This window comes from Pseudomonas sp. ES1, assembly GCF_050586605.1.
Lineage (GTDB): Bacteria > Pseudomonadota > Gammaproteobacteria > Pseudomonadales > Pseudomonadaceae > Aquipseudomonas > Aquipseudomonas sichuanensis.
Window position 1 is genome coordinate 1 of the sequence record NZ_JBOBDM010000061.1, and the last position, 20,772, is coordinate 20,772.

A 20,772-nucleotide genomic window follows, 5' to 3' on the forward strand; every position below is an offset into this window, starting at 1 on the left:
AAAATGAAATGTCCGTCATATACGTGAGGCTATTCGCAAGCCAATGCTACGCTCGCGAAAACACTGTCACGGAAACCCACCATGGACATGAACTGGCACCAGGCCCTGCAAGACAGCCTGAGCTGGCTGGCAATTGCCACTGGCATCACCCTCGTCTGCTTCACCGCCGCCGCCACGCTGGCCGTGCGCTACACCCGCTGGGGCCGCCAGTTCTGGCAGCTCGCCGGGCCCTACTTCAGCATTCAACGCAGCTGGCGGCCGTTGCTGGCATTTGCCCTGCTGCTGGTGCTGACCCTGTTCTCGGTACGCCTGAACGTGCTGTTCTCGTTCTGGTACAACGGCTTCTACAGCGCGTTGCAGGCCCTGGACCAGGCAGCGTTCTGGTACATGCTGGGGGTGTTCGCGGTGCTTGCCGCCATTCATGTGCTGCGTTCGCTGTTCGCCTTCTACGTCACCCAGGCGTTCAACATCCATTGGCGGGTCTGGCTCACCGAGCGCCTGAGCGCCGACTGGATGCACGGCGATGCCTATTACCGTGGGCAGTTCCTCGCCGAACCGGTAGACAACCCCGACCAGCGTATCGAGCTGGATGTGAACGCCTTCGTCACCGGCTCCGTGTCGCTGGCGCTTGGCGCGGTCAGCGCAGTGGTCTCACTGGTGGCCTTCACCGGGATTCTCTGGGGGCTGTCGGCGCCGCTGGCGGTGGCGGGGGTCGAAGTGCCACGGGCGATGGTGTTCGCCGTGTATGTGTATGTGCTGATCGCAACCTGGATCGCCTTCCGCCTTGGGCAGCCGCTGATCCGCCTGAACTTCCTCAACGAAAAGCTCACCGCCAACTTCCGTTACGCGCTGATGCGCCTGCGTGAAAACGCCGAGAACATTGCCTTCTACCAAGGCGCGCAGGTTGAGCGCGGCACGTTGCTCGGCCGCTTCTTCGCCTTGATCGGCAACGCTTGGGCGCTGGTGTTCCGGAACCTGAAATTCAGCGGTTTCAACCTGGGCATCAGCCAGGTCGCGGTGGTCTTCCCGTTCATCCTCCAGGCGCCGCGCTTCTTCAGCGGCGCGATCAAGCTGGGCGACGTGATGCAGACTGCCCAGGCCTTCGGCCAGGTGCAGGATTCGCTGTCGTTCTTCCGCGAGTCCTACGACACCTTCGCCAGCTACCGCGCCACCCTCGACCGTCTGACCGGCTTCCTCGATGCCAACCAGCAGGCCAGTGCCTTGCCCAAGGTCGACACCGACGGCTTGCCCAAAGCATTGGCCATCTCCGGGCTGCAGGTGCTGCGCCCGGACGGCCATGCCCTGATCGCCAACCTAGACCTGCACCTGCAGGCCGGCCAGGCGCTGCTGATCAAAGGGCCTTCGGGCAGTGGCAAAACCACCTTGCTGCGCGCCCTGGCCGGGCTGTGGCCCTATGCCGAAGGCGAGGTCAGGCGGCCACTGGGGCACCAGGCGCTGTTTCTTTCCCAGCGCCCGTACCTGCCCTTGGGCGATCTGCGCACGGCCATCGCTTATCCGGCTGACGGCAGGCCCGAGGACGATGCGCGTATGCAGCAGGCGCTGCGCCAGGTCAACCTGGCCCACCTGGCCGAACGCCTCGACGTGCAGTGCGACTGGTCACGGATTCTTTCGGTGGGCGAGCAGCAACGCCTGGCGTTCGCCCGGGTGCTGTTCAACCAGCCCCAGGTGGTGTTCCTCGACGAGTCGACCTCGGCGATGGACGAGGGGCTGGAGCATGGGTTGTATGCGTTGCTGCGCAGCGAGATGCCAGAGACCTTGCTGGTCAGCGTCGGGCACCGCAGTACCCTGGCGGCGTTCCATACCCACCGGCTGGAAGTGGACGGGCAGGGTGGGTGGTCGTTGTTCGAGCAGCAGCCGGTGGTCGAGGAGCCGGCTTAGATCCGCGGCCCTCAACGCCTACAGACCGGCTCCCACGTGTGCTGCACGACTGCTCCCACGATGCCTTACGACTTGAACCGCCCCACCAGACCGTTCAGCTCATCCGACAGCTGCGCCAGCCGCCCGGAGTCCGACTGCGCCGAGCTGGCCAGCCCTTCCACCAGCCGTGCTTCGTCGTAGATCTGCTGGATGTGCCGGTTGATCTCTTCGGCCACGCTGTGTTGTTCCTCGGCGGCGGCGGAAATCTGCAGGTTCTGGTCGCGGATCTCGTTCACCGACAGCTGGATGCCTTCGAAGCTATCCCGCGCATGTTCGATCGACGACACGCTGGCGCGCGACAGGTCCAGGCAGCTCTCCATCTTCTGCGAAACCTCCTGGGTCTTGTCGCCGAGGGTATTGAGCAACTGGTCGATCTCGCCGGTGGAGTCGGCGGTGCGCTTGGCCAGTGCCCGCACTTCATCGGCGACCACGGCGAAACCGCGGCCCTGGTCACCGGCCCGTGCCGCTTCGATGGCGGCGTTCAGGGCCAGCAGGTTGGTCTGTTCGGCGATGGCGCGGATGGTGCCGAGGATCTGGTTGATGCTGCGGCTACCGGCTTCCAGTTCGACCATGGCCTGGGACGATTCGCTCAGGCGGCGCCCAAGGCGGTTGACGTTATCGGTGGTCTGCTCGATCTGCTGCTTGCCCTCGGCTACTCGCCGATGGCCTTGTTCGGCGGCATCGGCGGCGCTGCTGCATGAGCGTGCCACTTCGTTGGCGGTGGCGACCATCTCGTTGAACGCAGTGGACACCAGCTCCACGGCCTCGCGCTGGCGCCCGGCGGCTTCGTTCATGTCGTCGGCCATGGTGCTGTTGGCCTTCGAGGCCTGCTGCAGGTTGTTCGAAGCGGCGCCGATGCGCTGGATCAGCTGGCGGATGGCGGCCAGGAACTTGTTGAACCATCCGGCCAGTTCGGCGGTTTCGTCCTTGCCCTGGATCTGCAAGTCGCGGCGCAGGTCGCCTTCGCCTTCGGCGATCGACTGCAGGCCCAGGCTGACCTGGCCGATGGGCTTGACGATCACCCGCGAGAAGGCCGCGGCCACCAGGGCGAACACCAGCGCCAGCAGCACCACGATGACGGCGGTGACGTAGGTCATGCGCGTGGCCGCGGCCATGACTTCGTCGTATTCGATCAAGCCGATGAAGCGCCAGCCAAGGCCCGGGGAGGTCCATACGTTGGCCATGTAGCGCACGCCATCGATCACCACCTCGGTCGAGCCCTGTGCGGTGGCGGCCAGCTGTGCGTAGGGCGCGCCGAGGTCCTTGAGCTGTTTGAAGCTGTGCGAGGCATCGCGCGGGTCGACCAGCACCGTGCCGTCCTCGATCAGCATTACGTAGCCGCTGTCGCCGAGCTTGATGCTCTTGACCAGCTCGGTGAGGTTTTTCAGTGAGACGCTGACCACGAATACCCCCTTGGCCTTGCCGCTATCGTCGAGCAGCGCCCGGGCGGTGCCGACCAGGGCCACATCGTCCTTGTCGTAGTAGTAGGCGGCGGTGCGCACGGTCTTGTCCGGGCTGGCCATGGCGGCCTTGTACCAGGGGCGGGTGCGTGGGTCGTACTTGGCCAGTTGCGGGTCGTCCGGCCACTTGGCGTAGCTGCCGTCTTCCAGGCCGATGGACAGGATCGCCGCCGCTGGGTGGGTGGTGCCATAGCGGGCGAAGGCGTCGATGACCTGCTGCGCGGCCGGCGGCAGGGGCTGGCTGGCCGCATCTGCGGCGGTGTAGTTCTTGAGCGAAGGGGCCGAGGTGTATACAGGATCCTTGGCCATTTGATCGACATTCTGCAGGGTGCCGTCGAAAAATTGCCGCATGTTGCCGTCGATCTGGCGGATTTCCCGGGTACTGCCATCGAGAAACTGCTCCACCGCTTCACTGCGGATGTTCAGCACCGAAATGCCGCCGACCAGCGCCACCGGGATGAAAGCCACCAGTACGAAGGCCAGGACCAGCTTGTTCTTTATCTTCATGCGTGACGCCCATCCGTGAGAGTGAAGGTGCACATGGCCGTTGTATCCGACTGATGGCCACTTGCTATCTTTGCTGTTCAGGTGGGTCGGAATATAAACCTTTGGCGATATATCCGTGTACAAAAAATCAAGTAATTGTTTTGATTTTTGGGTCAGGGCGGGGGTCAGGCGAGGGTGTAGGGGATGACGTTGGCGGGTTGGCTGGCGAACAGCGGGCCGAGCATCCGGTGATCATCGGTCAGGATGCAATAGTCGGATGCCAGGTGGATGAGTGAGTTGTCGGTGATACCGAAGCGCAGGAAGTGCTCGCCACAGCTGTCGGTATGGATGTCCGATTCGACTTGGCGGAACACCGCGAACAGCTGGCCGGCGACGGCGAGGGCCGAATGGTAGGCGGGGCCGGTGAGGTCGATCAGGTTGGAGATTTCGGTGGCGATGTAAGGGGTGATGTGAACTTCGTCGTGCTCGGCGATGATCGCCAGGACCTTCTGGTAGTCCGCGTCAGCGAACTTCTTCAGGCGTTTTGACACCCGGATGAACCTGCCACCTTCCAGGCTGCCGATTACCAGCAGCAGGAGCAGGTTGGTGTCGATGATCAGCTTCCTGGCCATTCATCACTCCTTGTTCCTGAAACCCTTGAACTTGCCGCTGGCCGCATCGATGAGAAACTCCTTGTGCTCGCGGCGGGTGCCCATGATCTTCGCCAGCTGGCGCAGGGGTGAAGTGCTGTCGGCGTCGACGTTGAGGGGGGCTGTGTCGAGCTGGTAGCTGTAGGTGATGTGGTAAGTGCTCTCGTCGGGGGAGAGCAACGCTTCTTCGAGTTGCACATGGCTGGTGCTGGCGACCAGCTTGTGCAGGTTTTCGGCGGCAATGCCGATGGCGTGATCGAACTCAATCATGATGGTCGCTCTGGTTGGATGCCTCGGGGCCAAGAGGGGGACGCAGACTGGCTGTAGAGAGGGATTCTGGCACATGGGAGCACGCAGCGCTGTGAAGGGAAGAGACTGCACGCTAGGGCGATATACAGGCAGGAGCAAGCGGCAAGCTGTAAGTGCATGTTCCATCGAATGAAATCATGATGACTACGCAAGTGCCTGGTTTTACGGAGAATTCTTAGGACTTTCCTTATTTCGCGTAGGGCATTTCCCAAGCATGATTTTGCGGCCTTTCGGCGGTTGTTCTCGTCAGCCGAGCTCCTTAGTCTCGCCGGGTCGTTGTCACTTCAACGACCGGGTGTGCAAGCCCGAGGATACAGCGCGAAAGCGCCTTGGAACTTTGACGGAGAACCGCCGTTGAGGTGCCCCTATGGCGGCTATGCGTGGGGGGCCTTCGGGCCCGCCGGGTTCCTGTATCCTCGGTCTTGCACACCTGCGTATAGCTGCCACCCATTCGAGTGCAGGCGGATGAGGGCAGTTTTCCCATGACGGTACAGGAGTGCTGAACCATGCTGAAAATCGTGCCCGATCCACCCCGCACCTGGCTCCGGGAGGTTCACCGATGAACCACGCCCCAGCCGGAACCTCCCGGCCCATTCCCCCGCGCCCAACCACGGCCCACGCCCACTTCGGCACCTGCCACGACGCCCATCCCCCGATGTTCTCGGTTCGCGCCGGCATCGATGGCGAGGACGCGCTGGTCTGCGCCGTGGCGGCCTTGCGGGCTGCCTATGAGACCAACGCCCTCGCCCTGGAGAAGGCCGACGAGCCGCTGCGCAGTCTGCTGACGGCTACCGAGAACTCGATCGAGAAAAGCCTGGCACTGTCATCGGCGGTGCTGGACGGCATGGAACGGGGCTGAACCCGCTTGCCAGTGGCCAGCCCTTGGGGGCTGGCATCATTGATCGAGCCGCTTGTGATAAGTCACGAACTCACGCTCCGCCTGATAGCCCAACGATTCGTAGAGCGCCTGCGCCGCAAGGTTGCTGCGGGCCGTATCCAGGCTCAGACGCTGCGCCCCTTCGCTGCGGAAGATGTCGATGAGCTGGTTCATCAGGTAGCGGGCATGCCCTCCACGACGGGCGTGAGGCGCAACGAACAGGTCGTACAGCCAGTAGAAACGCTTCATCGCCAGCGAGCAGGTCGCCGGATACAGCTGGGCAAAAGCGACGGCTTCATGGTTGTCGTCCAGCAGCAGGTAGATGCGCGAAGCACCGGTCCGCAGGTTGGCCTCCAGGAAGGCCTGCGCGGCGGGGAGGTCGTCGGCTTCCTGGTAGAACTGGCGGTACTGGTTGAACAGCTGCGCGGCTGCGTCCAGGTGCTGAAGGTCACAAGCGATGACATGCATGTTGAGGTTTCCTTATCTCTAGAGGGTTTGCGCGCACGGGTAACGCCAGTCGCTGTCGTTACCGCAGCAGCACGCCTCGTTGATCCAGCCAGCGTTCGAAGCCTTCGAAGGTTTCGACGGCGGCCCGCACCGAACGGGCCTGGGTGTCGGGGCAGGGCGCGGCGCCGGCCAGGCGGGCGAGGAAGCCACGCCAGTGGGCGCCGGTCAGCGGACCATACACATCCAGGAACGCAGCGCCGCCTTCAGTGTCGATGCCCAGGCGTTCGGCCATGGCCCGCTTGAGCACCTGGCCGCCAAGGGTGGAGCCCTCCAGCACGTACATCACGCCCAGGGCGCAGGCTTCGTCGCTGATCGCCGGCAGGTCGCCGCACAGGGGCAACGCGTCGATGGCGTCCGCGCCAAGCCCGAGGGCGAGCAGGTCGCGCACCAGCGCCGGCGCCTTGTTGCGCTCGGCCCCCTGGTAATCGCTCAGTCTTGCTTCAAGCGGTGCATGAAAACCGTGATAGGCAGCGAGTAGGTGGCGATATGCGGCGAGGTCGAAGCTCTCGCTGAAGAATGGCATGCGCGCCTCCAGCCCCTTGTGACAATGGCGGGTGCCTTCGCGCAGGGCGAGTAGGAGCGGGCTGGCGGTGTCGGACATGAGGTGCTCCGGCAAAGGGAGGGGGCTTGCGGCAGATACTGACAGAACACTTCGCGTGCCTGCCACTGCCGATTCTTCGTACAGTGCACTTGAACTGCGCAGCACATCTGCAATGATGTCGCCGCCTCGGGAGTGGGGCGTTCTTACAGGCAAAACAGGAATGCGGCACGATGCGCGCAGGAAGATGGAACTGGCTGGCCCTGGCACTGTTGCCAGGCATGGTGACAGCGGCACCCGAGCAGGTACCGCTGTACCGCGAAATCAAGGACTGGGTGGTGGGCTGCGACAATACCCGCTACTGCACGGCGACACTGGCCGACCCTGTTCAAGGCATGCGTATCTCGATCCTGGTGCAGCGCGAGGCGGGGGCCGAGGGGGCGTTGCACCTGACCCTGATCGGCAGCACCGACTGGGCTGGCGAACCCTTGCTCGATGGCCAGGTGCTGATGGCGCCGTGGCGCATCACGCGCGAGGTCGAGACGATGCTGCAGGTCGATGGCAGCGATGCGTACGCGGTGCTGCGGCAAATGCGCAACGGCCAGACGCTGGTGGACGACACCCCGCACCAGGAACGCAAAAGCTCGCTGAATGGCCTGAGCGCCGCCTTGCTGTTGATCGATTCGGTGCAGGGGCGAGTCGGCCACCCCAGTGCACTGGTTCGGCCGGGCAATACCGTGGCCGATGACCAATTACCGGTGCCGGTCCAGCAAAAGGCGCCGGCTTTCGTGGCGCCTTCGCCATTGACCGAACCCGAGCGGGCCGGTATGTCCGCGGTGGTGATGGCCAGGGCCGCTGCCGAAGATCAGCTGAAGAATGAGTTCGATGTTGCGCCGCAACTCGAACTTCATGCCCTGGACGACCAGCATGCGCTGGCACTGCTGAGCTACAACTGCAACGACTTCCATTGCCTGTATGCGTTGTACCGCGTGTCGCGCAGCGCGCCTTACACACTGGGCCCGTTGCCCTTCGAGACCCCGGCAAGCCCGGTGCTCAACACGCAGATGCGCGACCACATCAGCTTCTGGGCGCAGAAAGGCGATCTATACAGCTACGCCAAGGATGACTACCCCGGTGCCTGCGGTGTGCAGGAACACTGGCGGTACGACGGTCAGCGCATGCGTCTGACCAGCCTGGCGAGAATGGACCGCTGTGTCGATGTGTATGCCGATCATTGGCCGGTGCTATGGCGCATCCAGGACTAGGACCGGCCCGCGAGCGGGCTCAAAACGCTAGTTTGTAGCCGATGAGCAGCAGCATGGCCGCCAGGCACGGGCGCAGCACGCGGTCCGAGATGCGCCCGGTGAGGTGGCTGCCCAGGTAGATGCCCGGCAGCGAGCCCAGCAGCAGGTAGCCCAGCAGCGACCAGTCCATGTTGCCCATGCTGGCATGGCCGAGGCCGGCGACCAGGGTCAGCGGCACGGCGTGGGCGATCTCGGTGCCCACCAGGCGGCGGGTGACCAGGAACGGATACAGCAGGAACAGGGCCACGGTGCCCAGCGCGCCGGCGCCGATCGAGGTCAGGGTGACCATCACGCCGAGGATTACGCCGGTCACGACGGTGAGGATATTGAGGGTGCGGTCGCTGAGGTGGTAGTGGTCACCGGCATGCTTGCTGGCAAAGGCCTGCAGGCGCGACTTGAACAGGATCGCCAGGGCAGTGAGGATCAGCACCACGGCCAGGCCTTGCTTGATCACGGCATTGAGCGCCGAGGTGTCGGTGTGCAGGGTGCTGAGGAACCACAGGGTAAGCGCTGCGGCAGGCACGCTGCCCAGGCTCAGCCAGCCGGTGATCTTCCAGTCGATGTTCTTGTTGCGCCCGTGCACCCAGACGCCGCTGGCCTTGGTGATGGCGGCATACAGCAGGTCGGTACCCACGGCGGTGGCCGGGTTGATGCCGAACCACAGCAGGATCGGGGTCATCAACGAGCCGCCGCCAACGCCGGTCATGCCGACGATGAAGCCCACAACCAGTCCCGCAATGGTGAAACCGAAAGAACCTACATCCATACGCTACTCGACGCCCAGCTTGCCCGTGATCGGATGGAAGCCAGCATATAGATTTTTTTATAGCCAAATAGACTTGTTCGTTATTAGGTTATAACCGCGTTTGTGAGGCAACTGTCCTGTGTCGCCTGCACTGGCCCCACCTCGACCGCATCGACCTCAAGCCATGCGCGATCCCTGTGGGAGCGGGCTTGACCCGCGAACACCGGCGCAGCCGGTGCCATGCAACGTGTTGGCCGCTTCGCGGGTGAACCCGCTCCCACAGGATCTTCAGCTGAGTACCGGTTAACGATCCGTCATCACCACCATCACCTGCGCATCCCCGCCATCCTCGCTTTCCGACAGGTAGATATGCCCCACCTGGCTGTCGAAGTAGGCGGTTTGCTGCGGGCCGATGCTCACTGCCTCGCCGGTCTCGAACTCGATACGCACGCGCCCGCTGAGCACCATGGCGAACTCCTGCCCCGGGTGACGGATAAAATCGTCGAACTGCCCGCGTTCTCGGGCAATGATGCGGGCATAGGCCGGGGTCATGCGCCGTTCCGGGAAGGCACCGGCAATCGGGTAGTAGTCATAGGTGCCGGTGGAATAACCAGCCACTTCGGCCAGTGAATCGACCACCACGGTGGCGGGCTGTGGTGCGCTCGCCGGGCCGCTGGCACGAAACAGCTGGGCGATGTCGAGGTTCAGGGCGCGTGCGGCGGCGGCCAGTTTCTCGTAGCTCACCGACACCTGCGCCAACTCCATCTTCGACAGTGTCGACACCGGCACCCCGCTGAGTTCGGACAGCTGCTTGAGCGTCATCTGCCGTGCCTTGCGCACCTGGCGCAGGCGCGCGCCGACTTCGTCGCGGTCAAGCGGGGGGCGGGCAGTTGTGGCGTCAGGCATCAGGGCTCTCGAACAGACGGTGGGCCGTGCATCTTACCTTGGACGCTTGCGCAATCCTAAATTCTCATATATTAGAATTCTCACAAATGATAATTCGCGCGGTGGGAGCGTAGATGACACAGATCCATGACACCCTGATCATCGGTGCCGGTATTGCCGGTGCCTCACTGGGTTACCGCCTGGCCGGGCAGCAGCGGGTGCTGATGCTCGAGCGCGAGGCGCAGCCGGGTTACCACGCCACCGGGCGTTCGGCGGCCATGTTCATGGAGGCCTACGGCACCCCGCAGATCCAGGCCCTGACCCGCGCCAGCCGGGCGTTCTACGAGCAGCCGCCGGCTGGCTTCTGCGAGCATGGATTGCTGGAGCCGCGTGGCTGCCTTTACGTCGCCAGCCACGAGCAGCGCGACCTGCTCGACGCCACCTACGCCCAGAACCTGGCCAACGGCACCGCCGTCAGCCTGCTCGATGCCGACACGGCGGTGGCCTTGGTGCCCAGCTTGCGCGGCGAACTGCTGGCCGGGGCGGTGCATGAAACCGGTGCCATGGACCTCGACGTGCACGCCCTGCACCAAGGCTTCCTGCGCGGGTTCCGCCAGGCCGGTGGTGAGTTGCGCTGCAACGCCGAACTGGTTCGGGCCCAGTATGTGAGCGGCCTCTGGCAGGTCGAACTGGGCGATGGCAGCCAGCTGCAGACACGGCAACTGGTCAACGCCGCCGGCGCCTGGGCCGACCGCGTGGCCGAGCAGTGCGGGGTCGATACCATCGGCCTGCAGCCTTGCCGACGCAGCGCGTTCACCTTCCCGGGCCCGGCGCAGCACGATTTCGCCCGCTGGCCTGCAGTAATCGGTGTCGATGAAAGCTTCTATTTCAAGCCCGATGCCGGCCAACTGTTGGGGTCACCGGCCAACGCCGACCCGGTCGAGCCCCAGGACGCCGCGCCCGAAGAACTCGACCTGGCCCTGGGCATCTTCAACATCGAAGCCATCACCACCCTCGAGATCCGTCGGCCCAGCCACAGCTGGGCAGGCTTGCGCTCGTTCGTCGCCGACGGCGACCTGGTGATCGGCTTCGATCCGCAGCAGCCGGCGTTCTTCTGGCTGGCCGCCCAGGGCGGCTACGGTATCCAGTCCGCCGCCGGGGCCTCGCGATTGGCGGCGGACCTGCTGCAGGGCCTGCCCTTGTGTTCAAGTCTCACCCAGCAAGGGGTCGAGCCTGCGCGGCTGTCCCCGGCACGTTTCAACTCAACCATCAAAGGAGATTGCCATGAGCAATGACATCCAGCGTTTTCCCAGCAGCCTGCCGTTTCCGTTTTCCCGCGCGGTAAAAGCGGGTGGTTTCCTGTTCCTTTCCGGGCAGATCCCGATGAGCCCCGCCGGCGAGGTGGTGAAGGGCGATATCCAGGCCCAGACCCGCGCCGCCTGTGAGCGTATTCAGGAAAGCCTGGCGGCCTGCGGTGCACGGCTCGACCAAGTGGTGAAGGCCACCGTATGGCTGTCGGACATGGGCCATTTCGCCGGTTTCAACGAGGTGTACAAGGAGTTCTTCGGCGCGGCGCTGCCAGTGCGTTCCACCGTGGCTTCGGCGTTGGCGCTGGGGGTGGATGTGGAAATCGAGGTGCAGGCATACGTCGGGTAGGGCCACGTCGATTCGCGGCCTCACGAACACACAACAATAAAAACCAGAGGTGCACATGCAAGAGCAGCTGAAAATCGCTGGCGCTTTCGTCGGCGTGATCGTGGGGGCGGGCTTTGCGTCCGGGCGGGAACTGCTGTTGTTCTTCGTCGATTTCGGCATCTGGGGCATGGTCGGGGCACTGGTCAGTGCCGCCCTGTTCACCTTCCTCGGCATGGCCCTGGCAGGGCTGGGCAACCGCCTGCAGGCGACGTCGCACAAGCAGGTGATCCAGGCCATTTGCGGTCGACACCTGGGCCTGCTGGTCGACTGGATGATCACCTTCTTCATGTTCGGCGTAACGGTGGTCATGCTCGCCGGGGGCGGGGCGTTGCTGGAGCAGCAGTTCGGCGTGCCGGCCCTGGCGGGCAGCGTGCTGGTCACGGTGCTGGTGGTGGCCATCGTCTGCCTGGATGTGCAGAAGGTGATGGTCGCCATTGGCGCGATCACCCCCTTGCTGATCCTGGTGGCCTCGGCCATCGCACTGTACGCAGTGTTTACTCGCGACCAGAGCTTTGCCGCCCTCGACCAACTGGCCAGCCAGCAGCAGGCCGGTGCCAGCCATTGGCTGCTGGGGGCGTTCCTGTATGTGTCCTACAACATCGTTGCCGGTGCGCCCATCCTGGCGATCCTCGGTGGTTCGGCGAGCAGCCGCCGCAGCGCGGTGGTGGGCGGCCTGCTCGGCGGCGCAGCCCTGGGCGGGCTGATGCTGGTGATGAGCGCCGGCATGCTGTCGCGCCTGGACAGTGTCGCCGAACTGCCCATGCCGATGCTGTCGATCGCCAACGAGCTGTCACCGCTGCTGGGGCTGGTGATGTGCCTGATCATCTTCGGGATGATCGTCAACACGGCGGTGGGCACCTTGTTCTCGTTCCTCTCGCGGCTGCTGCCGGCGGGCACGGCGAAGTTCCGCGGTGGGGCGGTGGTCGCGGGTGTGGTGGGGTTCGTCTGCAGCCTGGTGGGCTTCATCAGCCTGGTGGGGCAGGTGTATCCGCTGTTCGGCTACCTGGGGTTGGTGCTGATGGCGGCGGTACTGGTGGGGTGGGTGAAACGCGGCAAGAGCAGGAGCGCGGCGGTGGCGTGAAGGGCCATCGCGGGGCAAGCCCGCGATAAGCATCACATCAGATGCGCAAACTTGTTCGGCCATGGTCAATCACCCGTAGCAATCAGGCTCAATAAACAGAGCGTTCCGCGAAGGCCGAATAATTCAGAGGCGCCCGGCATACACGTCCTGAGTGTTTTCGTAGGCTGCGATCCTTTTTCAACAAGGAGTGCAGCCCATGGCTTTCAACGGATACATGAGTATTACCGGCAAGCGGCAAGGTTTGATTTCTTCAGGCTGCAATACCCAGGCGTCCATCGGCAACAAGTGCCAGGTCGCGCACCAGGACGAGATCACGGTGATGTCGTTCAGCCACGGCATTTCCAACCCGGACAACACCCAGCGCGGCACCCACCAGCCCGTTATGGTCATTAAGCTCATCGACAAGTCCACGCCCTTGCTGTCCCAGGCCGTGGACAGCCGGGAAGTGCTCGACTGCGATATCCAGCTGTACCGCATTCACCCGGCAGGCCATCGGGAGAAGTACTTCTCGGTGAGGCTGGAGGGTACGGTGATCGTCAGCCAGGAAATGGATGTGCCCCATGCGGTGCTCTTGACCGATCAGGACGCCGAGGAGCGGCTGCTGATCAGCTATCGGACCATCAGTTGGATTCATCACGCCGCCGGTACCACCGGGTACGCCAGCTGGGGTGAGCAGCTATGAGCCAGCGTGACGAAGAATATGGTGAGCGGCTGGATGAGGCGTATTGGGAGGTGAATGCGGCGGCGTCTCGGTTGATCAGCTATGGCTGTGGGGTCAGCGCTAAACACCTGAGCGATCGGCGGTTGCGGATGCAGTTTAATCGGGAGTTGGCTTATTACGCGCGGCGGGTGGTAAACGATGTATATGAGCGCCAAATGGACCCAGAGCAGGCACTTGCTGCACTGAATGCTGAGAAAAACAATATTAAACTTCAGCGAGAGAGAATTATCACGCAGTCAGTTGGTCTCGTCGGTGGTATGGGACAGATAGTAGCAGGAGGTGGCTTTTGCTACGGCTCATTTGGGACGCTCTGCGCTGTAGCAGGCGGACCTTTAATCGCACATGGAACAAATAATGTGTATGAGAATCTCAGGGGGCTGTACGAGGGGCGTGACGATGTTCAAGGGCCTGTCAAGAAGGCTTATCAAGAGGCTTCGAAAAAATTAGGTTTTACAGAGCGTGAGGGGAGGGTAGCTTATCTGGTTGCTGATTTATCATTGTCGATAGGTACGTTGTTTAGGCCTGTACTTAAGCCCGATGCATGGCGGCTATACAAATACTATCGTGTTGACAAGGAGCTTGCGATTAAACAGATGAGCAAGGCAGCATTGGGGGCTGAGGCTGCAGTCAATACACCCACTGCAATTGATCTGTACAAAGAGTACAATAAGTGAATATGACAGGGTTGCTTTTGTTTGTGGGGCTTGATGCCTTGTTGACCATTTGTTTTGCCAGGCTTGTACTCCGTAGGAGGGTGTTGGCAATAATAATGACGCTATTCAGCATTGTGATGATGGTTATTTATTTGAGGCTGATTGGCGGTTCGGGCTTGATTGATTATTCGTTTGACTATGGTGAAGGGTTTGGGCGGGAGCTAAATATCGTGACGACTATAAGTGTTGCTATGATTTTGTTTCACGCTTGGTTTATATAGCCTTTTCTAGGTGGGCTCTAAAAATTGGCCCAGGCTAATTCACGAATAAGCTCATCTCAATGGAAGAGGTACGGCAAGGCGCCCGAGCGTTGAGGCTGGGTCGAGCAGAGTTGTGACAATTTGCAACCAGCGCTGGGCGGGAGCTATCGCAGGTCAAGCCCGCTCCCACAAACGCGTGGGAGCGGGCTTGCCCCGCGATAGGCATCACATCAGATGCGGAAACTGCCCACCAGTTGCTTCAGGCGTCCGGCCTGCTGGCTCAGGGCGTCGCAGTGGCGCAGGGTTTCGTTGAGGTTCTCCACCCCTTGCTGGTTCAGCGCGTTGATCTGGGTGATGTCCAGGTTGAGGCTCTCGACCACGGCGGTCTGCTCTTCGGTGGCGGTGGCCACCGACTGGTTCATGCCGTCGATCTCGCCAATGCGCTGGGTCACGCTGGCCAGGCGCTCGCCGGCCTGGTTGGCCACCTGCACGGTCTCTTCGCTGGAGACCTGGCTGGTGTTCATGGTGTGCACCGCTTCGCGCGAGCCCACCTGCAGGCTGGTGATCATGCGGTGGATCTCTTCCGCCGATTCCTGGGTGCGGTGTGCCAGGTTGCGCACTTCGTCGGCGACCACGGCAAAGCCACGCCCGGCCTCACCGGCACGGGCCGCCTCGATGGCGGCATTGAGCGCCAGCAGGTTGGTTTGCTGGGAGATGCCCTTGATCACGTCGAGGATCTTGCCGATCTCGTCGGTGCTGGCATTGAGCGTTTCGATCTGCTCGCAGGATTCGCTGATGCGCAGCGACAGGGCGGTCATCGCGCTGATCGCTTCTTCCACCACCGCACGGCCGCCGTGGGCCTGTTCGCTGGCGCCGCTGGCGTGTTGCGAGGCGTCGGCGGCATTGCGGGCGATCTCCTGGGTGGCGGCGCCCAGCTCGTTGATCGCTGCGGCGACGCTGTTGGTGCGCATGCTCTGCTCTTCGGAGCCGCTCAGCGAGGCGTTGGAGGCGCCCACCACTTTTTCCGACAGGTCATGCACCAGGCGGGTGGCCGAGGACACTTCGCTGATCGAGGCATGGATCCGCTCGACGAAGCGGTTGAAGGCAGTGGCCAGCTCGCCGAACTCGTCCTTGTTTTCCACGGCCAGGCGGCGGGTCAGGTCGCCTTCGCCTTCGGCGATGTCCTGCATGGCACGGCCCATGGTGGTCAGCGGGCGCATCAGCACCGGGATCAGCAGGCCGAGCAGGCCGGCGATGGCGGCGACGGCGATGAGCATGGCGATGATCGCCGAGGTGCGGAACTGGCTCAGCGGGGCGTAGGCCTTGTCCTTGTCGATCGACAGGCCGATGTACCACTGCGCCGACGGCAAACCTTGAACCGGGGCGAAGGAGATGATGCGGTCCTTGCCGTCGAGGCTCACGTCCTGCATGCCGGGTTCGACGCGCAGGGGGCTGCCGGGATAGATGTCCTTGAGGTTCTTCATCACCCGGTCTTTGTCCGGGCTGACGATGACCTGGCCATCACGGTCGACCAGGAACGCATGGCCGATGCCGCCGAAGTCCACGGCGTTGATGATCTCGACCAGGGTGTTCAGGCTCAAGTCGCCGCCGACCACGCCCAGCAGTTCGCCGTTGGATTTTGCCTTGACCGGGATGGCGATGGTCACCACCAGGCCGCCGACCGACGCCTGGTAGGGCGGCGTCAGCAAGGTCTGGTTGGCGCTGACCGCCTGGGTGTACCACGGGCGTTGGCGCGGGTCGTAGCCGTCGGGCATCTTCGCGTCAGGGCGCTGGGTGAACAGCCCGGTGTTCTGGCCGAAGTAGGTGAACTGGAAGTTGCTGGTGTACGACGGCTGGTCGACCAGCCCAGGTACGTTGCTGCCGGCGCCTTGCTGGGCGATGTCCTGGGCCAGGTTTTCCAGCACCAGGATGCGCCCGCTCATCCAGTTCTGCACGCTGCTGGCGGTCTGCAGACCGGCCTGGCGCACTGATGACTCGATGTTCTGGCGGATGGTATTGCGCTGCAGGTAGTCGTTGTAGAGGGTAAACAACGCGAATGCCAGGACGACGACGCCGCAGGCACTGAGCAGGATCTTGTGGCGGAATTTCAGGTTCATGTTTCGAGACCTTGATTCTGGGAAGGAAGGGCGCCGCATGCTTGTGGCACGAGGGGCGGGGCCTGTTCCCGAGGTATCGGCCGTTTGCGCAAAATGTTGAAAGACTAAATGTCGTAGAGGTTGGCTGCTATGCCCTCAAGTGGTCACAAATCATTTCGAGGCCAGCAGCGCTACCAGCGCCCTGGCCGCCTGGCCCATGGGCTGTTGCTTGAGCCAGAACGCGTGCACCGGCAGTTCCAGGGCGTTGCGGGTATTGCGAAAGTCCAGGCGTACCAGGCGCCCGGCCCTGACCAGTGGCGCGACCCGCGACAACGGCAGGTCGCCCCAGCCCAGCCCCGCCTCGACCATCTGCACGGCCAGGTCGAGGCTGTCGGTGCGCCAGTGCGAGGTGCCGATCAACGAGCGCGGGTCGGCCAGCGGCAGGTCGCGGCTGCGCACCAGGATCTGGCGCAGGTGCACCAGGTCTTCGAGGTCACGAATGCGGCCCTCGACATAGGCCGGGTGTTGCGGTGAAAGGGTCGCCACCAGCGATTCCATGGCGATGTGCTGGAAGCTGCGCCGTGGGTCGACCTGCAGCCCGGCAAAGGCCAGGCACAGGCTGACCCTGGCGCTGTCGAGCAGTTGCAGGGCGTCTTCCTGCGGCGCAGCCAGCAGCTCGATATCGAGCAGTGGATAGCGCTCGCCCAGGCGGGCGATGGCCGCGAGCAGCGGGCGCTGGTCGATGTCCGGGACCACCGCGATGGCCAGGCTGCTTTCCAACCCGCGCGACAACTCCAGGGCGTGCACGCTCAGCAGCCCCAGTTGCTCGGCGATCAGCCGCGCGTGGGGCTCCAGGGCCTGGGCTTGGGCAGTGGGGCGCGCCTCGCGCGAGCCACGCTCGAACAGGCTGTAGCCCAGCTCGGCTTCAAGGTTGCCGATGGCCATGCTCACAGCCGATGGAACGCGCCCTAGCGCACGGGCAGCGGCGGAAAACGATCCGTGATCGAGCACGGCGAGGAACAGCAGGATGGTATCGCTGGAAAAGTTCATGGCAGTCTCCTTTCAGTAAATCTGAAAGGTGCTGACTTTTTCTGTCAAGGCCGTTGAAGCATCCTTGCCCGCCTTCGACAAACCAGCGGTAAAGGTAACCCCGTGCAAGGACTCAAACGCAAACTGGTCTACGTGACCTTCTATGAATTGATCGGCCTGTGCATGTCGACCCTGGGCCTGGCCTATCTGTCCGACACCCAGGCCTCGCATACCGGCCCGCTGGCGGTGATGATCACCACCATCGCCATGGCCTGGAACCTGATCTACAACAGCCTGTTCGAGTGGTGGGAGAGCCGCCAGGCGAAACGCGGGCGCAGCCTGGCGCGGCGGGTGGCGCATGCCATCGGTTTCCAGCTGACCCTGGTGGTGTACCTGATTCCGCTGATCGCCTGGTGGCTGGACATGACCTTGCTGGAAGCGCTGGTGGTGGACCTGGCGTTCATCATCCTGGTGCCGTGCTACACCTTCGCCTACAACTGGGCGTTCGATCGGATCTTCGGCTTGCCGACTTCGGCCATGGCGCCAGCGCCGGCCTGAAGTCCGCGTCAGCTCCGGCAGCGGATGTGCAAACCAAAGCAGTAGCAACCGACCAACTCAAGGCGGCAAGCGAATCAGCAGCGGCGCCTGCTGCTCCTGCACTGGCACCCGGTTGGCGAGCAGGCTGTCTTCCACCTGCCCGGACAGATAGTAAACCCCCGCCATGGCCCCGCTCTGGCGGTTTTCCATTAATTCCTGCCATTCCTCGTTCAGCGCCACGTTGAGGATCACCCGCAACTGCTCGATCATCTGCGGCTGTTCGCGGTCGTGGGAGAGCATCCCGTAGCCGGTCACCACCACCGAAATCATGGCCCCCGCCGCCTTGCCCACCGCGGCGGCAATGGCGCTGGCCGCTCCGCGCGGGGCGAGGCTGGCGCCGAGTTTTTCGCTGGCCTGGGTGGCCACCGACGACAGCCTTGCATCTGTCTGCCCCGGCGCCTTGGAGGCCTGTTGGTGCAGCTGTTGGCGCAGCGACTGCCAGGCCGGCTGCTGCTCCAGCGACTTGGCCCTGAGCAACTGATAAAGCGTGGCGTTGCGCGCATCGGGCGGGCCTAGGGCGATGGCCGGGATACGGTTCAGGCGCTGGCTGAACTGCTCGGGCGGAGCGTTGTAGCGCTGGATGATCGCCGGCAGCTGCTGGCCCAGCAGCTGCAGATACAGCTCGCTGGCGCGGTCGCGGATGCCTTCGGGGTTGATCTGTTCGGCCACCGGGTCGATCACCCGCTGGTGGTACTGCTCCTGCAAGTACAGGCCAAGGCGCTTTTCCGGCGGCTCGTTGCCATTGCCGTTGTTCATCTTGTACCAGGCCACCTTGAGCGTGAGCCATTGCTGGGTCCAGTAGCCGGTGAACCAGGGGATGAAGTCGTTTTCGGTGCGTTGCTGCACCTGTTCCTTCCACACCCGCATCGAGCGTCGGGCGTAGTCGTTGGCCGAACCTGCGGCGGCGGCCGAGGCTTCGATGATTTCCTGGTCGATGCGTTGCCAGACGGCGGGGGGCAGGTTTTGCGGTGGCGGCGGGGCAGGGGGGCGTTTGCCGGCGCAGCCGGCCAGGGCCAGGATGAAGCAGGCAGGCAAAAGTAGGGCGAGCGGCTTCACGCGGGCTGCCTCCTTGGGTAGAGGCTTGGTGGTTTTTCGAGTATAGGGCGCTTAAGCGGTCTGTTTGGTGGGGGGCGACATGCTGTCTTGGGATTGCAGGTGGGTGGCCAGATGCAGGGCGACAGTCTTGCAGCGCCTATGAGATCGAGCGCCGCCCGCGCGGCGCATCGCTGGCAAGCCAGCTCCCACATCTTGTTTCGGGCCAATTAAGCCTGTGAGGGTACCGCTGCACGCCTTGGTGCATGTCTCAAGTCGGGTGAAGCGCCAGTGGTGCCCACCTCAATACCGCGTCGTACCAACAAGGCGGACAGCGATGAAGCCACAGGAGTGACTGGCCCGAAACAGATGTGGGAGCTGGCTTGCCAGCGATGCGCCGCGCGGGCGGCGCTCGATCTCAAGAGCGCTGCAAAAATACCGGCGAACACCTGGTGGCCTTTACCCCAAATCCCCCCGCCCCAGATCAAGCTTGGCTTCCAGATGGTCCAGATGCTCATGCATCAACGCCAGCGCCGCGCCGCTGTCGCCGCTCTCCACCGCATCGATGATCGCCGCGTGCTCCTGCCAGGCGCAGTGCTCGCAGCAGGGCGATTCATAGCGGGCGATGATCAGCGAGGTCATCGGCACCAGCCCGTTGAGAAAGCGCGCCAGCGGTGCGTTGGCGGCCATCTGCGCCAGCTTCATGTGGAATTCGCCACCCAGGCGGATCGCCGTGCAGCGTTCGCCCTGCTCATGGTGCTGGCGTTCGCGTTCGACCAGCTGGCGCAGCTGGCGGATCTGCGCCGGGCGCGCGCGCTGGGTGGCCAGGCCGATCAGCGTGGTCTCGGCCAGGCGCCGGGCGCTGAGCACCTGGCGCGCCTGCTCGGGGTCGGGGGCGGCCAGGTGCGCGGTGTGGCTGGGGCGTTGCACGATCACCTGCTGGTCGGACAGGCGCCCGAGCACCCGGCGGATCACCGTACGGCTGACCCCGAAGGCGTTGCCCAGGGCCTGCTCGGGCAAGGCGCTGCCCGGTGGCAGGCGCTGTTCGAGAATGGCGTCGAACAGCCGGGGGTAGATCTGCTCCGCCGACAGGCGGGTTTCGCCGGCACCCAGCAGGGCAGGCAGGTGCGGGGCGGCGTGGGCGCAGGTGGTCATGGTCGCTCTCCTGTTTCAGGTGCCTGGGTGGTCGTCCGGGATGTTCAGGGCGATGCCCATGCGCTCGCCCTCGGCGAGGATGTGCCGGCGCATCTGCAGGCTGGCCAGGGCGCTGTTGCGTTCGCGGATGGCACGCACCACCGCTTCGTTTTCGCTCAGGCGCGCGGCCAGGTGTTCGGGCGATTTGCGCAGCATCTCGGCGCTCTCTTTGAGGGCATTGCCGGTCTGCTGCACCACGCTCTGGAAGATTGGGTTGGTGGTCAGGGCGAACAACGCTTCGTGGAAGGCGATGTAGGCGTTGACGCCCGCTTCGCTGTCGCCGGCGTCGAGTGCTTCGCGCATGTCCATGAGGTTCAGGCGCAGCTGGCCAATGTCCTGGCTGCCGGCCGATTGCGCCACCAGCCCGGCGATGAAGGGTTCGAGGGTGTAGCGCAGTTCCAGCACGTCGGCCAGGCTGGCTGCGGCAACGGCTTCCGGGCTTTGCGCCTGGGCGGCGTCGGCGTCCAGCACCAATACGCCCTTGCCGGGCATCGAGCGCACCAGGCCCAGGGTTTCCAGGACGATGACGGCTTCGCGCAGGCTGGGGCGGCTGATCCCCAGCTGCTCGGCCAGCTCGCGCTGGCCGGGCAGCATGTCGCCGCTGCGCCACTGGCCTCGGGCCAGGGCCTGGCGGAGTTTCTCCACCACGGATGTGACTACGGTTGAAGAGCTGATCACGGTTCGCTCCTTGAGAGGCGCTGCATTTTTGCGTTTG

At 63.6% G+C, this 20,772-nt stretch carries 21 protein-coding genes; 9 read left to right on the top strand and 12 right to left on the bottom strand.

What is annotated here, in order from left to right; genetic code table 11:
- Positions 1-81: 81 nt before the first annotated feature.
- The gene (locus ACQ4N9_RS21835) at positions 82-1,899 is read left to right on the top strand and encodes an ABC transporter ATP-binding protein/permease (RefSeq protein WP_390967485.1); all 1,818 of its coding nucleotides are present in this window, start codon (positions 82-84) and stop codon (positions 1,897-1,899) included.
- A 65-nt stretch (positions 1,900-1,964) separates the two neighbouring features.
- Here ACQ4N9_RS21835 and ACQ4N9_RS21840 read toward each other — a convergent pair whose 3' ends face one another.
- The 3 genes from ACQ4N9_RS21840 to ACQ4N9_RS21850 all read right to left on the bottom strand — a co-directional run bounded on the left by ACQ4N9_RS21840 (position 1,965) and on the right by ACQ4N9_RS21850 (position 4,804).
- Positions 1,965-3,905: a methyl-accepting chemotaxis protein gene (locus ACQ4N9_RS21840; RefSeq protein WP_390967486.1), complete on the bottom strand. Its 1,941-nt coding sequence runs from the start codon at positions 3,903-3,905 to the stop codon at positions 1,965-1,967.
- 164 nt (positions 3,906-4,069) lie between these two features.
- Entirely contained in the window at positions 4,070-4,516 is a 447-nt protein-coding gene (locus ACQ4N9_RS21845; RefSeq protein WP_390967487.1) for a hypothetical protein, read from the bottom strand.
- 3 nt (positions 4,517-4,519) lie between these two features.
- The gene (locus ACQ4N9_RS21850; RefSeq protein WP_390967488.1) at positions 4,520-4,804 is read right to left on the bottom strand and encodes a hypothetical protein; all 285 of its coding nucleotides are present in this window, start codon (positions 4,802-4,804) and stop codon (positions 4,520-4,522) included.
- A gap of 598 nt (positions 4,805-5,402) precedes the next feature.
- Here ACQ4N9_RS21850 and ACQ4N9_RS21855 point away from each other — a divergent pair.
- A complete protein-coding gene (locus ACQ4N9_RS21855) occupies positions 5,403-5,702 on the top strand; it encodes a hypothetical protein (RefSeq protein WP_390967489.1) in 300 nt (99 codons plus the stop codon).
- A 36-nt stretch (positions 5,703-5,738) separates the two neighbouring features.
- On the opposite strand, the gene ACQ4N9_RS21860 is transcribed toward ACQ4N9_RS21855, so the two are convergent.
- Complete coding sequence (locus tag ACQ4N9_RS21860; protein ID WP_390967490.1) at positions 5,739-6,188, bottom strand: GNAT family N-acetyltransferase; 450 nt, start codon at positions 6,186-6,188, stop codon at positions 5,739-5,741.
- Positions 6,189-6,246: 58 nt separating this feature from the next.
- Positions 6,247-6,828, bottom strand: coding sequence for a biliverdin-producing heme oxygenase (locus tag ACQ4N9_RS21865; RefSeq protein WP_390967491.1), 582 nt, complete (start codon positions 6,826-6,828; stop codon positions 6,247-6,249).
- A 170-nt stretch (positions 6,829-6,998) separates the two neighbouring features.
- Here ACQ4N9_RS21865 and ACQ4N9_RS21870 point away from each other — a divergent pair, with 170 nt between their 5' ends.
- Positions 6,999-8,030, top strand: a complete 1,032-nt coding sequence (locus tag ACQ4N9_RS21870; RefSeq protein WP_390967492.1) for a DUF1176 domain-containing protein — start codon at positions 6,999-7,001, stop codon at positions 8,028-8,030.
- Between the two features lie 19 nt (positions 8,031-8,049).
- Here the strand turns inward: ACQ4N9_RS21870 and ACQ4N9_RS21875 are convergent, their stop codons facing one another.
- Both ACQ4N9_RS21875 and ACQ4N9_RS21880 read right to left on the bottom strand, forming a co-directional pair.
- Positions 8,050-8,835 carry a sulfite exporter TauE/SafE family protein gene (locus ACQ4N9_RS21875; protein ID WP_316905614.1) on the bottom strand — a complete coding sequence of 262 codons (786 nt, stop codon included), beginning with the start codon at positions 8,833-8,835 and terminating at the stop codon, positions 8,050-8,052.
- Positions 8,836-9,117: 282 nt separating this feature from the next.
- Complete coding sequence (locus tag ACQ4N9_RS21880; protein ID WP_390967493.1) at positions 9,118-9,720, bottom strand: helix-turn-helix domain-containing protein; 603 nt, start codon at positions 9,718-9,720, stop codon at positions 9,118-9,120.
- A 113-nt stretch (positions 9,721-9,833) separates the two neighbouring features.
- On the opposite strand from ACQ4N9_RS21880, the gene ACQ4N9_RS21885 reads away from it, so the two are divergent.
- The 5 genes from ACQ4N9_RS21885 to ACQ4N9_RS21905 all read left to right on the top strand — a co-directional run bounded on the left by ACQ4N9_RS21885 (position 9,834) and on the right by ACQ4N9_RS21905 (position 13,870).
- Positions 9,834-10,994 (top strand): NAD(P)/FAD-dependent oxidoreductase, encoded by a 1,161-nt coding sequence (locus tag ACQ4N9_RS21885; protein WP_390967494.1) that lies wholly within the window; start codon positions 9,834-9,836, stop codon positions 10,992-10,994.
- Complete coding sequence (locus ACQ4N9_RS21890) at positions 10,984-11,355, top strand: RidA family protein (protein ID WP_110994383.1); 372 nt, start codon at positions 10,984-10,986, stop codon at positions 11,353-11,355. The genes ACQ4N9_RS21885 and ACQ4N9_RS21890 overlap by 11 nt, the downstream gene beginning before the upstream one ends.
- A 55-nt stretch (positions 11,356-11,410) precedes the next feature.
- Entirely contained in the window at positions 11,411-12,475 is a 1,065-nt protein-coding gene (locus ACQ4N9_RS21895; protein ID WP_390967495.1) for a YkvI family membrane protein, read from the top strand.
- Positions 12,476-12,671: 196 nt separating this feature from the next.
- Entirely contained in the window at positions 12,672-13,157 is a 486-nt protein-coding gene (locus ACQ4N9_RS21900) for an Hcp family type VI secretion system effector (RefSeq protein WP_390967496.1), read from the top strand.
- On the top strand, positions 13,154-13,870 hold the full coding sequence (locus tag ACQ4N9_RS21905) for a DUF4225 domain-containing protein (protein ID WP_390967497.1): 717 nt from the start codon (positions 13,154-13,156) through the stop codon (positions 13,868-13,870). Before ACQ4N9_RS21900 ends, ACQ4N9_RS21905 begins: the two co-directional genes overlap by 4 nt.
- A gap of 469 nt (positions 13,871-14,339) precedes the next feature.
- Here the strand turns inward: ACQ4N9_RS21905 and mcpA are convergent, their stop codons facing one another.
- A complete protein-coding gene (gene mcpA, locus ACQ4N9_RS21910) occupies positions 14,340-16,226 on the bottom strand; it encodes a methyl-accepting chemotaxis protein McpA (RefSeq protein WP_110994381.1) in 1,887 nt (628 codons plus the stop codon).
- A 150-nt stretch (positions 16,227-16,376) separates the two neighbouring features.
- Entirely contained in the window at positions 16,377-17,255 is an 879-nt protein-coding gene (locus tag ACQ4N9_RS21915) for a LysR family transcriptional regulator (RefSeq protein ID WP_125463444.1), read from the bottom strand.
- A gap of 102 nt (positions 17,256-17,357) precedes the next feature.
- Here ACQ4N9_RS21915 and ACQ4N9_RS21920 point away from each other — a divergent pair, with 102 nt between their 5' ends.
- Positions 17,358-17,792: a PACE efflux transporter gene (locus tag ACQ4N9_RS21920; protein WP_390967498.1), complete on the top strand. Its 435-nt coding sequence runs from the start codon at positions 17,358-17,360 to the stop codon at positions 17,790-17,792.
- 57 nt (positions 17,793-17,849) lie between these two features.
- Here ACQ4N9_RS21920 and ACQ4N9_RS21925 read toward each other — a convergent pair whose 3' ends face one another.
- From ACQ4N9_RS21925 to ACQ4N9_RS21935, 3 genes are all read right to left on the bottom strand, one after another.
- Complete coding sequence (locus ACQ4N9_RS21925; RefSeq protein ID WP_390967499.1) at positions 17,850-18,887, bottom strand: hypothetical protein; 1,038 nt, start codon at positions 18,885-18,887, stop codon at positions 17,850-17,852.
- 435 nt (positions 18,888-19,322) lie between these two features.
- Positions 19,323-20,018 carry a GntR family transcriptional regulator gene (locus ACQ4N9_RS21930; protein WP_258706128.1) on the bottom strand — a complete coding sequence of 232 codons (696 nt, stop codon included), beginning with the start codon at positions 20,016-20,018 and terminating at the stop codon, positions 19,323-19,325.
- 15 nt (positions 20,019-20,033) lie between these two features.
- On the bottom strand, positions 20,034-20,735 hold the full coding sequence (locus tag ACQ4N9_RS21935; protein WP_125463448.1) for a FadR/GntR family transcriptional regulator: 702 nt from the start codon (positions 20,733-20,735) through the stop codon (positions 20,034-20,036).
- Between the last annotated feature and the right edge of the window lie 37 nt (positions 20,736-20,772).

What these genes read in the sequence shown, in the direction of transcription:
- ACQ4N9_RS21885 (WP_390967494.1), top strand. Translation starts at nt 9,834, where the DNA reads ATGACACAGATCCATGACACCCTGATCATCGGTGCCGGTATTGCCGGT.
- ACQ4N9_RS21895 (WP_390967495.1), top strand. Translation starts at nt 11,411, where the DNA reads ATGCAAGAGCAGCTGAAAATCGCTGGCGCTTTCGTCGGCGTGATCGTG.
- ACQ4N9_RS21900 (WP_390967496.1), top strand. Translation starts at nt 12,672, where the DNA reads ATGGCTTTCAACGGATACATGAGTATTACCGGCAAGCGGCAAGGTTTG.
- ACQ4N9_RS21890 (WP_110994383.1), top strand. Translation starts at nt 10,984, where the DNA reads ATGAGCAATGACATCCAGCGTTTTCCCAGCAGCCTGCCGTTTCCGTTT.
- mcpA (WP_110994381.1), bottom strand. Translation starts at nt 16,226, where the DNA reads ATGAACCTGAAATTCCGCCACAAGATCCTGCTCAGTGCCTGCGGCGTC.
- ACQ4N9_RS21840 (WP_390967486.1), bottom strand. Translation starts at nt 3,905, where the DNA reads ATGAAGATAAAGAACAAGCTGGTCCTGGCCTTCGTACTGGTGGCTTTC.
- ACQ4N9_RS21855 (WP_390967489.1), top strand. Translation starts at nt 5,403, where the DNA reads ATGAACCACGCCCCAGCCGGAACCTCCCGGCCCATTCCCCCGCGCCCA.
- ACQ4N9_RS21870 (WP_390967492.1), top strand. Translation starts at nt 6,999, where the DNA reads ATGCGCGCAGGAAGATGGAACTGGCTGGCCCTGGCACTGTTGCCAGGC.
- ACQ4N9_RS21865 (WP_390967491.1), bottom strand. Translation starts at nt 6,828, where the DNA reads ATGTCCGACACCGCCAGCCCGCTCCTACTCGCCCTGCGCGAAGGCACC.
- ACQ4N9_RS21930 (WP_258706128.1), bottom strand. Translation starts at nt 20,018, where the DNA reads ATGACCACCTGCGCCCACGCCGCCCCGCACCTGCCTGCCCTGCTGGGT.
- ACQ4N9_RS21880 (WP_390967493.1), bottom strand. Translation starts at nt 9,720, where the DNA reads ATGCCTGACGCCACAACTGCCCGCCCCCCGCTTGACCGCGACGAAGTC.
- ACQ4N9_RS21860 (WP_390967490.1), bottom strand. Translation starts at nt 6,188, where the DNA reads ATGCATGTCATCGCTTGTGACCTTCAGCACCTGGACGCAGCCGCGCAG.
- ACQ4N9_RS21915 (WP_125463444.1), bottom strand. Translation starts at nt 17,255, where the DNA reads ATGAACTTTTCCAGCGATACCATCCTGCTGTTCCTCGCCGTGCTCGAT.
- ACQ4N9_RS21875 (WP_316905614.1), bottom strand. Translation starts at nt 8,835, where the DNA reads ATGGATGTAGGTTCTTTCGGTTTCACCATTGCGGGACTGGTTGTGGGC.
- ACQ4N9_RS21845 (WP_390967487.1), bottom strand. Translation starts at nt 4,516, where the DNA reads ATGGCCAGGAAGCTGATCATCGACACCAACCTGCTCCTGCTGCTGGTA.
- ACQ4N9_RS21835 (WP_390967485.1), top strand. Translation starts at nt 82, where the DNA reads ATGGACATGAACTGGCACCAGGCCCTGCAAGACAGCCTGAGCTGGCTG.
- ACQ4N9_RS21905 (WP_390967497.1), top strand. Translation starts at nt 13,154, where the DNA reads ATGAGCCAGCGTGACGAAGAATATGGTGAGCGGCTGGATGAGGCGTAT.
- ACQ4N9_RS21850 (WP_390967488.1), bottom strand. Translation starts at nt 4,804, where the DNA reads ATGATTGAGTTCGATCACGCCATCGGCATTGCCGCCGAAAACCTGCAC.